11 protein-coding genes are annotated in these 12903 nt (G+C 70.5%); 8 read left to right on the top strand and 3 right to left on the bottom strand.

The annotated features are described in order from the left end of the window. Both AB0H81_RS15180 and AB0H81_RS15175 read right to left on the bottom strand, forming a co-directional pair. The coding region (locus AB0H81_RS15180) for a serine/threonine-protein kinase (protein ID WP_358374373.1) at positions 1 to 1018 on the bottom strand (1018 nt) is incomplete at its 3' end. Between the two features lie 193 nt (positions 1019 to 1211). Then, positions 1212 to 2573, bottom strand: coding sequence for an FAD-linked oxidase C-terminal domain-containing protein (locus AB0H81_RS15175; RefSeq protein WP_358374371.1), 1362 nt, complete (start codon positions 2571 to 2573; stop codon positions 1212 to 1214). A 100-nt stretch (positions 2574 to 2673) separates the two neighbouring features. On the opposite strand from AB0H81_RS15175, the gene AB0H81_RS15170 reads away from it, so the two are divergent. Next, positions 2674 to 3201, top strand: coding sequence for a hypothetical protein (locus AB0H81_RS15170; protein ID WP_358374368.1), 528 nt, complete (start codon positions 2674 to 2676; stop codon positions 3199 to 3201). A gap of 103 nt (positions 3202 to 3304) precedes the next feature. Here AB0H81_RS15170 and AB0H81_RS15165 read toward each other — a convergent pair whose 3' ends face one another. After that, positions 3305 to 4510 (bottom strand): aminotransferase class I/II-fold pyridoxal phosphate-dependent enzyme, encoded by a 1206-nt coding sequence (locus AB0H81_RS15165; protein WP_358374367.1) that lies wholly within the window; start codon positions 4508 to 4510, stop codon positions 3305 to 3307. Between the two features lie 222 nt (positions 4511 to 4732). On the opposite strand from AB0H81_RS15165, the gene ctaD reads away from it, so the two are divergent. The 7 genes from ctaD to AB0H81_RS15130 all read left to right on the top strand — a co-directional run bounded on the left by ctaD (position 4733) and on the right by AB0H81_RS15130 (position 12847). After that, a complete protein-coding gene (ctaD, locus tag AB0H81_RS15160) occupies positions 4733 to 6427 on the top strand; it encodes a cytochrome c oxidase subunit I (RefSeq protein ID WP_358374365.1) in 1695 nt (564 codons plus the stop codon). A 98-nt stretch (positions 6428 to 6525) separates the two neighbouring features. Then, positions 6526 to 6759: a hypothetical protein gene (locus AB0H81_RS15155; protein WP_358374364.1), complete on the top strand. Its 234-nt coding sequence runs from the start codon at positions 6526 to 6528 to the stop codon at positions 6757 to 6759. A gap of 4 nt (positions 6760 to 6763) precedes the next feature. Continuing rightward, positions 6764 to 8494, top strand: coding sequence for a fumarate reductase (quinol) flavoprotein subunit (frdA, locus tag AB0H81_RS15150; RefSeq protein ID WP_358374361.1), 1731 nt, complete (start codon positions 6764 to 6766; stop codon positions 8492 to 8494). Then, on the top strand, positions 8484 to 9212 hold the full coding sequence (sdhB, locus tag AB0H81_RS15145; protein ID WP_358374360.1) for a succinate dehydrogenase iron-sulfur subunit: 729 nt from the start codon (positions 8484 to 8486) through the stop codon (positions 9210 to 9212). Before frdA ends, sdhB begins: the two co-directional genes overlap by 11 nt. Next, positions 9209 to 9619, top strand: coding sequence for a hypothetical protein (locus AB0H81_RS15140; RefSeq protein ID WP_358374357.1), 411 nt, complete (start codon positions 9209 to 9211; stop codon positions 9617 to 9619). The genes sdhB and AB0H81_RS15140 overlap by 4 nt, the downstream gene beginning before the upstream one ends. Before the next feature lie 7 nt (positions 9620 to 9626). Further along, positions 9627 to 9968, top strand: a complete 342-nt coding sequence (gene frdD, locus AB0H81_RS15135) for a fumarate reductase subunit FrdD (RefSeq protein WP_358374354.1) — start codon at positions 9627 to 9629, stop codon at positions 9966 to 9968. A gap of 152 nt (positions 9969 to 10120) precedes the next feature. Next, on the top strand, positions 10121 to 12847 hold the full coding sequence (locus tag AB0H81_RS15130) for an immune inhibitor A domain-containing protein (RefSeq protein WP_358374352.1): 2727 nt from the start codon (positions 10121 to 10123) through the stop codon (positions 12845 to 12847). Positions 12848 to 12903 lie beyond the last annotated feature (56 nt).

Here is a 12903-nt window from a genome sequence, read left to right as displayed (position 1 = left end):
GCTGCCCGCCCGCGGCCGGCTGCGCGCCGGGGTGGGCTCCGGGCGGCTGGGCCACGTGGGGGAGCTGGGCGCCCGTCTGGTGCGGGGGCGCGCTCTGCGGACCGCCCGCGACAGGCTGACCCCCGGGTACGGGCTGACCGCCGGAGTCAGGCTGACCGCCGGGAATGGCCTGACCGCCCGTGACCGGCTCGATCGCCGCCTTCGGCGCAGGCTGCCCGGTGAGCCGAACGATCAGCTCGTCGGCGCTCGGCCGCACCCCAGGGTCCTTGGACAGGCACAGGGCCACCAGCTCGCCGAGCGTGCCCTCCATCGCGCCGAGCTGCGGCTCCTCGTGCAGGATGCGGTTCATCACCACGGGGATGGAGTCGGCGCCGAACGCCGGCGTGCCCGTAGCGGCGAACACCATGGTGACGCCCCACGCGAACACGTCCGCGGCCTCGGACACCACGCCGCCGCTGAGCTGCTCCGGAGCGAGGTACGAGGGCGTGCCCATGGCCATGCCGGTGGCCGTCGCCCCGGGCGAGTCGAGCGCCCGCGCGATGCCGAAGTCGATCACGACCGGGCCCTCGGGACCCATGAGCACGTTGGCCGGCTTGAAGTCGCGGTGCAGGATCCCCGCCCGGTGGATGGCCGCCAGCGCGGTCGCCGTACTGATCGCGAGCCGCTCCAGGGCGGCCCCGCGGCGCGGCCCCTCGTTGATGACGAGCTCGCGCAGCGACGGGCCGGGCACGTAGTCGCTGACGATGTAGGGCCGGCTGCCCTCCAGGTCGGCGTGGAGCACGGGCGCCGTGCAGAACCGGGCCACCCGCTGCGCCACCGCGACCTCGCGCAGGAAGCGGCTGCGGGCCTCCGGGTCGGCGACCGCCGCGTGGTGCAGGAGCTTGACCGCCACCTGCTCGCCGGACTCGTCACGCCCCAGATAGACGACGCCCTGGCCGCCCTCGCCGAGACGGCCGAGGAGCTCGTAGGCCCCCAGCCGTCGCGGATCGTCCGCCGACAACGGCTGGTACGGATTCACGTCGGACCCCCATGACCACGCATGACTTCTGACAACTGGGGCAGAACGCTACCAGCGTGATGGTTGGTGCGTGGCCCGGCCTTGCCATTTCTTTCACGATTTGTCGGCTCGTGTCAGCGTTTGTGTACGGATTGTGGCCAGGACCACGCTTGTCGTCATGCCCGCCGACCGGTGATCACCAAGGTTGAAGAACTCAGATGGCCTTGCCCGGGTTGAGGATGCCCAGCGGGTCGAACACCGCCTTGATGCCCTGCTGCACCTCCTGCGTGACCGGCCCGGCCTCCAGCGCCAGCCACCGCTGCTTGAGCAGGCCGACCCCGTGCTCGCCGGTCAGCGTGCCGCCGAGCTCCAGCGCCCGGGTGAACACCTCGTCGGCCGCCGCCCACACGTTCGCGGGCGGCTCGGTCAGGCCGTGCTCGAAGATGAACACCGGGTGCAGGTTGCCGTCACCGGCGTGCGCCACCGTGAGGATCTTCGCCCCGTGCGCGGCCGCGGCCGCCTCGACCGCGCCGATCATCTCGGGCAGCGCCGAGCGGGGCACGCACACGTCCTCCACCAGGCACGCGCCCAGCCGTTCCCCGGCGTGGTAGGCCATGCGGCGCACGCCGATCAGCTCCTCGGCCTCCTGCGGGCTGGAGGAGACGGCCACGAACGAGGCGCCGTTCTCCACGCACAGCGCCTCCATGCGCTCGACCACGGCCTGGCTGTCGGAGGCGTCGGACTGGCCGATGAGCATGGCGTCTGTGCCGGGCTCCAGGCCGATGTTGCGCCAGTCGTCGATGGCCTCCAGCGTCGCCCGGTCCATCAGCTCCATCAGCGACGGCTGGCAGCCGGCCGCCATGATGGCCGCCACGGCGGCGCCGGCCTCGCGCAGCGAGCCGAACTCGGCGGCGAACGTCGCCGGCGGCTGGGCTGGGGCCTGCCGCAGCCGCACCGTGGCCGCGGTGATGACGCCGAGCGTGCCCTCCGAGCCGACGAACAGCCCGGTCAGGTCGTAACCGGTGACGCCCTTCATGGTGCGGCGGCCGGTGTTGAGGACGCGCCCGTCGGCCAGCACGACCTCCAGGCCGAGTGCCGAGTCGCGCGTCACGCCGTACTTGACGCAGCGCAGCCCGCCCGCGTTGGTCGCCAGGTTGCCGCCGATCGTGGAGATCTCGTACGACGACGGGTCCGGCGCGTACATCAGCCCGTGCTCCCGGGCGGCCCGGTCGAGGTCGGCGGTGATCACGCCGGGCTCCACCACGGCGATCTCGTCGGCGGGGGACAGCTCCCTGATCGCCGTCATGCGGGCGAGGGACAGGACGACCGCGCCGTCGGTCGCCGTGGCAGCACCCGCCAGGCCGGTGCCCGCGCCGCGCGGCACGACCGGGACGCGGTGCTCGCTCGCCCAGCGCATCGTGGTGACGACGTCCTCACGGGTGGCGGCGAGCACCACACCGAGGGGCTTGCCCGGCTCGACGAACGTGCGGTCGCGCGCGTAGGAGTCGGCCACGTCGGGATCGGTCACGACACGCCCGGGGGGAAGGGCGGCAACCAAGGCATCGATGGGTCTCACATGAAGAACCTTACGGTTTGCGTGTATCGATGCTTACGGCCAGACTGCCCGAGTGGAAGTGACGTGTCCGGTGTGTTCCCAGGCTGACCAGGTCGTCTCCGTGCCGGGAGCCGTGGCGTCGGGGACGACGTACCGCATCGGACGCGTGCGCCTGCCCGGAGAGCGCGAGATCGCGGACCTGCCGTCCGCCGTTTCGCTCGGCGCGACCAAGCATCTGATGAGCCGCACCCAGCTCGCCGTATGGATGTCGTTCCCCAGCCGCCAGTACGCGCCCTGGGTGCGCAACCAGGGCTACATCCTGCTCGGCGTGGCCGCCCTCGTGCACCTGGTGGTGTCGCTGGTGATCGCGATGGGCAAGGACTCGGGCTGGGGCGAGGTGCTGCTCGCGCCGTTCTGCCTCACCGGCCTGTTCTGGGGATTCGGCCTGCTCCAGGTGCTCGGCTCGTACGGCGCGCGGCGGCGCGACCGGGCCGAGGAGCCCGCCCGCGAGCAGGCGTTCCAGGTGTGGGAGCGCCTGCGGTACTGCGCGCGCGACAACGTCGTCTTCGAGCCCGGCCTCGGCGTCTCGGTCCATCCGAGCGAGACGCGCGACTACATCTTCGGCTTCAGGCGCGCCGGCCGCCCCTGAAGCCGTCCTGTCCGGGCGGGACGGCCGCCCCGGGAAGCCGTCCTGTCCGGGCGGGACGGGCGGCGCCGGCTGCCCGGGACAGCCGGCTGCCCGGGTCAGCAGGTCAGGCGTGCTCGTCGGCGACGAGGCGGGCGCACACCGCGAGGCCGGTGATGGCCTGCTCCAGCTCGTCGAGCCCCGGGAAGGTGGGCGCGATGCGGATGAAGCGGTCGTCGGGGTCCTTGCCGTAGGGGTGGGTGGAGCCGGCCGGGGTGAGCGCGATGCCCGCCGCCTTGGCCCTGGCCACCACCTCGCCGGCGTGCGGCACCTCCAGGCTGATGAAGTAGCCGCCGACGGGGCTGCTCCAGGTGCCCAGGTCGCCCAGCTCCTTGGCCAGCACCCGGTCGACCAGCTCGAACTTCGGCCAGACCAGCTCGGCGTGGCGGCGCATGTGCGCGGCGACCCCGTCGGCGTCGCGCAGGAACTCCACGTGACGCAGCTGGTTGATCTTGTCGGGGCCGATGGACTGCTTGGAGGTGTTGTGCAGGAACCACTCGACGTTGGCGGGGGAGGAGCCGAAGAACGACACGCCGCTGCCCGCCAGCGTCACCTTGGAGGTGGAGGCGTAGACGAACACGCGGTCGGGGTTGCCCTGCTCGGCCGCCAGCGTCAGCAGGTCGGCCAGCTCGGCGGGGGTGTCGGTGAGGTGGTGCACCGCGTAGGCGTTGTCCCAGAAGATCCGGAAGTCGGGCGCGGCGGTCGGCATGGCGGCGAGCCTGCGCACCGTCTCGGCGCTGTAGGTGGCGCCCGACGGGTTGCTGTACTTGGGCACGCACCACATGCCCTTGACGCCGGCGTCGGTGGCGACCAGGCGCTCCACGACGTCCATGTCGGGGCCGTCGGCGTTCATCGGGACGGGCACCATCGTGATGCCGAACCGCTCGGTGATCGTGAAGTGCCGGTCGTACCCGGGCACGGGGCACAGGAACGTGACCTTCGGCTCCTCGACCCACCGGCGCGCGGCGCCCGGGACCGGGGTGAGCAGCGCGTGCACGATCGTGTCGTGCATCAGCGCCAGGCTGGAGTTGCCCCCGACGACGAGCTGGCCCGCGGGCACCTGGACCAGCGGCGCGAACAGCTCGCGCAGCTCCGGCAGGCCCTGGAGGCCACCGTAGTTGCGGCCGTCGGTGCCGTCGGCGGCGCGGAAGCTCGTCGGGAGGCGGAGCATGTCGTTGGAGAGATCGAGCTGGCGCGGGGACGGCTTGCCACGGGTCAGGTCGAGCGAGAGGCCACGCTGGACGAGGTCGGCGTAGTCGCGCTGAGCGTTCACGAGATTCTCTCCTCCGAATGGGTCGGATACGAAGGATAGAAGACGCGGCCCCGCGAGCAGGAATCCGTCCCGCCATGTGGAAGGGCGCTGGGAAGGGCGCACGGGGCGAATCGCGACGAAGGAGACCGTGGGGCTTCACGCGGGGCGATCGTTGGCGTGCAATGGAGGGCATCGGGGGGTTCGGAACGGCAAGGCCATCACTCCGCTCAGGAGGGAGCAGGCGTGACGACTGTTCGCGAGACCTCGATCGCCCAGGTGAGGCGGCGCCGCACCGGCACCGTGGTCGTCTCCTGGCTGACCACGACCGACCACAAGGTCATCGGCTACCTCTACCTGATCACGTCGTTCGTGTTCTTCCTGGTCGCCGGGGTCATGGCCATGGTGATGCGCGCGGAGCTGGCCCAGCCGGGCATGCAGCTGGTCAGCCAGCAGCAGTACAACCAGCTCTTCACCATGCACGGCACCGCGATGCTGCTCATGTTCGCCACGCCGCTGTTCGCCGGGTTCGCCAACGTGGTCATGCCGCTGCAGATCGGCGCGCCGGACGTGGCGTTCCCGCGGCTGAACGCGGTGGCGTACTGGCTGTTCCTGTTCGGCAGCCTGATCGCCACAGCGGGGTTCTTCACCCCGGGGGGCGCGGCCGACTTCGGCTGGTTCGCCTACACGCCGCTGGCCTCGGCGACCTACTCGCCGACCATGGGCGGCGACCTGTGGATCATGGGTCTCGCGCTGTCGGGCCTCGGCACGATCCTCGGGTCGGTCAACTTCATCACCACGATCATCGGGATGCGCGCGCCCGGCATGACGATGTTCCGCATGCCGATCTTCACCTGGAACACGCTGCTGACCAGCATGCTCGTGCTCATGGCGTTCCCGGTGCTGGCCGCCGCGCTGCTCGTGCTGGAGTCGGACCGCAAGCTCGGCACGCACGTGTTCGACGCGTCGAACGGCGGGCCGATGATCTGGCAGCACCTGTTCTGGTTCTTCGGCCATCCCGAGGTGTACATCATCGCGCTGCCGTTCTTCGGGATCATCTCCGAGGTCATCCCGGTGTTCTCCCGCAAACCGATCTTCGGCTACATGGGGCTGGTCGGCGCGACGATCGCCATCGCCGGTCTGTCGATGACGGTGTGGGCGCACCACATGTTCCCGACCGGTCAGGTGCTGCTGCCGTTCTTCTCCTTCATGACGTTCCTCATCGCGGTGCCGACCGGGGTGAAGTTCTTCAACTGGATCGGCACCATGTGGCGCGGCCATCTGAGCTTCCAGACGCCGATGCTGTTCGCGATCGGCTTCCTCGTCACCTTCCTGCTCGGCGGCCTGACGGGCGTCATCCTCGCCTCGCCGCCGCTGGACTTCCACATCAGCGACACCTACTTCGTGGTGGCGCACTTCCACTACGTGGTGTTCGGCACCGTCGTGTTCGCGATGTTCGCCGGCTTCTACTTCTGGTGGCCCAAGATGACCGGCCGGATGCTCGACGACCGGCTCGGCAAAGTGCACTTCTGGACCCTGTTCGCCGGCTTCCACACCACGTTCCTCATCCAGCACTGGCTCGGGGTGGCCGGGTTCCCGCGCCGCTACGCCGACTACAGCGCCGCCGACGGGTTCACGACGCTGAACGAGATCTCGTCCGTCGGCGCGTTCCTGCTGGGACTGTCCACGCTCCCGTTCCTCCACAACGTCTGGAAGACCGCCCGGACGGCGCCGCGCGTCACGGTGGACGACCCGTGGGGCTTCGGCAACTCCCTCGAATGGGCGACGTCGTGCCCGCCGCCGCGGCACAACTTCACGTCCATGCCGCCGATCCGCTCCGAACGGCCCGCCTTCGACCTGCACTACCCGCACGAGAAGCCCGCGCAGGAGCCCAACGGCCCGCAGGAGGGGACGCCGCCCGAGAAGGGAACAGCGGACTGACCTTTCCCGGCGAGAGTCCCGATGCTTCTGTGGATATACCCGATCTGCCCCGCATCGCCCCGCGAGTCGTCCATCTGTCGTCCATCAAGGAGATGGCGATGACAGGCACGAAGACCCCCTTCACCCCCGAGCCGGCTCCGTGCGGGAAGAGGTCCGGCGGTGAACGTTACGTGGACGACGACGGGTACGGCCTCGTCATCCGCGACCAGTTCTTCGACTGCGGCTGCCGCCGGATCCGGCACGAGTACCACGACGGCAGCATCCACATGTCCGCGATCCGCCACGACGGCAAGCGGGTGAGGGACCAGAGCGAACCCGACCACGGGAGCTGACGCGATGATCGACGTGCTCATCGTCGGAGGCGGCGGGGCGGGACTGCGCGCGGCCATCGCCGTCGCCGAGACGGCGCCGGAGCTGACCGTGGCGGTCGTGTCGAAGGTCTACCCGATGCGCAGCCACACGGTCTCGGCCGAGGGCGGCGCCGCCGGCGTGATCGGCGTGGACGACAGCCTCGACGAGCACTGCTACGACACCGTCTCCGGCGGCGACTGGCTCTGCGACCAGGACGCGGTCGAGGCGTTCGTCCGGGAGGCGCCGCGCGAGCTGATCCAGCTCGAACACTGGGGCTGCCCGTGGAGCCGCGAGCCCGACGGCCGGGTCGCCGTCCGCCCGTTCGGCGGCATGAAACGCCTGCGGACCTGGTACGCCGCCGACAAGACCGGCTTCCACCTGCTCCACACCCTGTTCCAGACGACCCTGAAGCACCCCGGGATCAGGCGCTACGACGAGTGGTACGTCACCTCGCTCGTCGTCGACGACGGCCGCGTCCACGGCGTCGTCGCCCTCGACATCCGCACCGGGCGCGTCGAGGCCGTACCCGCCCGGACGGTCGTCCTCGCCACCGGCGGCTGCGGCCGGGCCTTCCCGTTCACGACGAACGCCGCCATCAAGACCGGCGACGGCATGGCCCTGGCCTACCGCGCGGGCGCGCCGCTCAAGGACATGGAGTTCGTCCAGTACCACCCGACCGGCCTGCCGTTCACCGGGATCCTCATCACCGAGGCGGCCCGCGCCGAGGGCGGCTGGCTGCTCAACGGCGACGGCTACCGCTACCTCCAGGACTACGACCTCGGCACCCCCACACCCACGCCGAAGCTGCGCAGCATGGAGCTCGGGCCGCGCGACCGGCTGTCGCAGGCGTTCGTCCACGAGCAGGAGAAGGGCCGCACCATCGACACGCCGTACGGGCCGGTCGTCCACCTCGACCTGCGCCACCTCGGCGCGGCGAAGATCGACGCCCGCATCCCGTTCGTCCGCGAGCTGTGCCGCAGCTACCAGAACCTCGACCCGGCCACCGACCTCATCCCCGTCCGGCCGGTCGTGCACTACATGATGGGCGGCGTCCACACCGACCTCGACGGCGCCACCACGATCGCCGGCCTGTACGCGGCCGGGGAGACCGCCTGCGTGAGCATCAACGGCGCCAACCGGCTCGGCTCCAACTCGCTGCCCGAGATCCTCGTCTTCGGCCGGCGGGCGGGTCTCGCCGCCGCCGCGTTCGCCCGCGCCCACCGGGAGGGCGAACCGCCGGCCGTGCGCAGCCAGGGGGACGACGAGCGGCGGCGGCTGGAACGCGCGCGCGGCGGCTCGGCGGGCGGTGAGCGCATCGCCGGCCTGCGCGAGCGCATGCAGCACACGCTGGAGGGCGCGGCCGGGATCTACCGCACCGGCGACGCGCTGGCCGAGGCCGTGGACACGCTGGCCGACCTGTGCGAGCGCGCCGGGGAGGCGCGGGTCGAGGACACCAGCGCCACCTTCAACACCGAGCTGATCACCCTGCTGGAGCTGCGCGCCATGCTCGACGTGGCGCGGACCATCGTGGCGTGCGCCCTCGGCCGGGAGGAGTCGCGCGGCGCCCACCAGCGCGTCGACTTCCCGGCGAGGGACGACGACGCGTACCTGGCGCACTCGCTGGTGCATCGGGCGCCGGACGGCACCCCGTCGGTCGGCCTGATGCCCGTGACGATCACCCGCTGGCCGCCTGGGGAGAGGGTCTATGGCCGCTGAGACGATCAGGCTGGACGTGGCGCGCTACCGGCCGGAGGAGGACGCCGAGCCGGTCTTCCAGAGCTACGAGGTGCCGCTGCGGCCCGACTGGGCGGTGCTCGACGGCCTCGCCCACATCAAGGACCACCTCGACGGCACGCTGTCGTTCCGGTGGTCGTGCCGGATGGGCATCTGCGGCTCGTGCGGCATGGACGTCGACGGCGAGCCCCGGCTGACGTGCGGCACGTTCCTCACCGAGTACGGCGCGGGCCCGGTGCGGATCGAGCCGCTGAAGGGGTTCCCGGTGATCAGGGACCTGGTCGTGGACATCGACGGGTTCCTTGCCAAGCTGTCGTCGGTGCGGCCGTGGCTCGTCCGGGAGGGCGAGGAGCCGCCGCTGACCGCGGAGTACGCCCAGACGCCCGCGCAGCTCGACGCGTACAAGCAGTACAGCATGTGCATCAACTGCATGCTGTGCTACTCGGCCTGCCCGGTGTACGTGCTCGACCCCGACTTCCTCGGGCCGGCCGCGATCGCGCTGGCGCAGCGCTACAACCTGGACTCGCGCGACATGGACGACCGATTCGACGTGCTCAACCTGGAGGAGGCGGTCTGGGGCTGCACGTTCGTCGGCGACTGCACGCGGGTCTGCCCGAAGCACGTGGACCCGGCCGAGGCGATCCAGCGTTACAAGGTGACGGCCGCGCTGCGGTCGGTCCTGCCGTGGAGCGGGCGGTGACGGCCCGGCCCCTCGCGCGGGGGGACGCGCGGCCGTACCTCCCGCGGCGGGACCGATGGTGGTTCGCGCGCCGGCGGAGCCTAGCCGTCTTCGTGCTGCGCGAGCTGACCAGCGTCCTCGTCGCCTGGACCGTCGCGTACCTGCTGCTGCTCCTCGACGCCGTCGCGGACGGCACGACGGAGCGGTTCGCGGCGCTCGCGGCGCGGCCGTGGATGGTCGGGCTGAACGTGCTGGCGCTGGCGGCGACGGCCTTCCACGCCGTCACGTTCCTCAACCTCGCGCCGAAGGCGACCGTGGTGCGGCTGGACGGCTGGCGGGTGCCCGCCTGGATGATCCAGGGCGGCAACCACACGGCCTGGCTGGCGGTCTCGGCGCTGCTCGCGTACCTGGTACTGCGCTCCTCGTGAGGTGACCATGAGACGGAGGCTCGAACCGTACCTGTGGCTGCTGTTCAGCGGCGGGGGAGTGGTGGCGGCGCTGACGCTGCCGGTGCTCGTCCTGCTGTTCGGGGTGCTCATGCCGCTCGGCGTCGTCGGCTGGCCGTCCGCCGCGCACCTGCGCGCGCTCGTGGACGCCCCCCTCGTACGCGGCGGGCTGGTCGTGGCGCTGACCCTGTGCCTGTTCCACGCCGCGCACCGGATCCGGTTCACCAGTGAGGAACTGCTCGGCCTGCGCCGGTGGGACGCGCTCGTCGCGGTGCTCTGCTACGGGGCGGCCGTCGCCGGAGGGGTGACCGCCATAACGCTCCTATTCTGAAATGTCCTAAATACATCACATTTCAACAACGCCCTTTACGTCCGCTTTACTCACCCTCTAACGTCCGGCATTGCACACCCTATGGCCATGCGCCCGGCGATCCCGGGCAGAGAGGGTTCCTGGTGCCCAGCACGAAACGCCTGTTAACAGCCATGCCTGCGGCAGCCCTGCTCGCCGCCGCGCTCACCGTCCCCGCGACTTCCCAGGCGGCGGCGTCGTCGGCCGAGTACAAGCCGACCGCGGCCGACTACTACATCAACTACGCGCCACCCCGCGACGACCCGGAGCCCGGCGAGCCGCCGTCGCCGAACAACCGGCGCGCCCGCGCCGAGTCCCCGGCGGAAAAGGCCGACCGGAAGTACACCGAGGGCAACCCGGCCGCCGCCCGCGTCCTCGCCGCGCGCGAGCAGCAGGCCATCAAGACGGGCCGAAACCCCGCTGAATTCATCTTCAAGAACGCGAAGCAGACGAAGACCGCCAAGCTTCTCACGCTGCTCGTCGAGTTCAACGAGAACGCCAACGACGACTTCTCCGGCTTCAACCGGCTGCGCACCCCGGACAGCGCCCCGGACGACTGCCTGGTCGAGCCGCCCGGCACCCTGAAGAACGGCCCGCTGCACAACAAGATCCCTGACCCGGCCACGCTGCCGCACCAGGACAACAACTCGTTCTGGGTCAAGGACTTCAGCACCGACCACTTCAACAAGATGCTCTACACCGACAAGGGCATCACCGAGCGCGTCCGCCCCGACCTCAAGGACCCGCGCGACGGCAAGCCCGGCATCGACATCTCCGGCTTCACGATGAAGAAGATGTACGAGGAGATGTCCAAGGGCGCCTACTCCGTCACCGGCTCCGCCGCCGGCTGGATCAAGGCCCCGCACTCCGAGGCGTGGTACGGCGCCGCGGCCTGCGGCGGCGCTCCCCAGGACATGTCGGGCCACCCCGACAACCCGACCGGCGCCGGCCAGCTCGCCATCGACGCGGTCAACGTCCTCGCCCAGACCCAGCCGAGCTTCCCGTGGGCCGACTACGACCTCGAGGACGTCTCCGACGCCGACGGCGACGGCAACTACGCCGAGCCCGACGGCGTGATCGACCACCTCGTCCTCGTCCACGCCGGCAAGGACAAGTCCGCCGACGGCGGCGCCGAGGGCACGTACGCCATCTGGGCCCACTCCAGCGCGGTCGCCGGCGGCTACAAGGTGCCCGGCACCGACAAGAAGATCTCCAACTACATCGTGCAGCCCGAGGACTCCGGCGTCGGCGTCTTCGCCCACGAGTACGGCCACGACCTCGGCCTGCCCGACCTGTACGACACCAGCGGCGCCGCCAGCTCCGCCGTCGACTTCTGGGACCTCATGTCCAGCGGCTCCCACTCCGGGCCGATCTTCCAGTCGATGCCCAGCCACATGGGCCTCTGGGACAAGTGGGTGCTCGGCTGGGCCAACCCGAAGGTGTTCCAGCCGGGCGACGCCGCCAAGCTCGTGACCGTCGGCCAGTCGTCGCGCACGCCCAAGCTCACCCAGGACGGCATCCGCGTCAACCTCGCCTCCGAGCCGCTGAAGATGATCGACCCGCACAGCGGCGCCAACGCGTGGTGGTCCGGCATGGACCAGGAATGGGCCAACGTCTCCCTCTCCCGCGACGTGCCCGTGCCCGCCGGCACCGACGTCCGCTTCTGGATGTGGAACAACTACGAGATCGAGGAGGACTGGGACTTCGGCTTCGTCGAGGTGTCCACCGACGGCGGCCAGACCTGGGCGCAGCAGAAGGTGTACGACGAGGCGGGCAACGAGGTCACCACCCCCGACGGCTACCCCGACCCCAACAAGAACCTCAAGACCTTCGGTGACAAGAAGTACGGCCTCACCGGCAACACCAACGGCTGGCGGCACGACTACGTCAACCTCACGCCGTTCGCCGGCACGAGCGTCAAGCTCCGCCTGAACTACAACAGCGACGCGGCCTACACCCCGCGCGGCTGGCACGCCGACGACTTCCAGCTCACCAACGGCGGCACCGCCGTGTGGAGCGACGACGTCGAGAACGGCGCCAACGGCTGGAAGGCGACCGGCGGCACCCACACCAACACCAGCGGCCAGGGCTGGACCATCAACAACGGCTCCCGCGAGATCTCCCGCTTCTACCTCGCCGAGTGGCGCAACTTCGACGGCTTCGACAAGGGCCTACAGTTCGCCTACGACAGCACGTACTCGCGGGACGGCGCCTGGAAGGTGCAGAAGGTCAAGTACAACGCGCCCGGCCTGCTCGTCTGGTACCGCGACTCGACCTTCACCAACAACTCGATCGGCAACAACCTCCAGCTGCCGCCGAGCATCGGCTCCAAGGGCAGCCTGCTCGTGGTCGACTCCCACTACGACCCGCTGCGCCGCACCGGCACGGCGGCCGCCAAGGACCCGACCCGGCACAAGAACATGGAGGGCCGCTCGCAGTCGTCCAACGCCGCCTTCTCCTTCGGCAAGACGTACCCGTTCAAGGAGTGCCTGGAGGCCGCCGACGAGCCGTTCAGCGAGTACTGCACGGACGTCCCCGCGCTGAACGGCGTGCCGAACTTCACCGACGCCAAGACCTGGTACCCGGGCTTCGAGGTGCAGGACGGCAGCCTCTACTACCGCGACTTCGACGCCTCGACGGTGGTGCCCTCCAAGGGCGACCAGCCGTACAGCACCCGCGTCGTGCACCTCGACGGCACCCCCGCCACCGAGCTGTACGGCACGGACCTCGGCAACGGCCACAAGCTCGGCACCGGCAACCCCGGCGACGAGGGCAAGGCCCTGGGCGTCCAGTTCAAGCTGGTCTCCCCGCTGCCGGGCAACCTGGGCGCCATCGTGCAGGTGATCCCGCCCAGGAAGTGATCTCCACGATCTCCACGCGCTGATCCGTAGGGCCGCCGGGGCACACCCCGGCGGCC

This window comes from Nonomuraea sp. NPDC050691 (assembly GCF_040654455.1).
Classification (GTDB): Bacteria; Actinomycetota; Actinomycetes; order Streptosporangiales; family Streptosporangiaceae; genus Nonomuraea.
The sequence above is the reverse complement of the archived record's forward strand: the minus strand, read 5'-3'. Positions and strand labels throughout refer to the sequence as shown.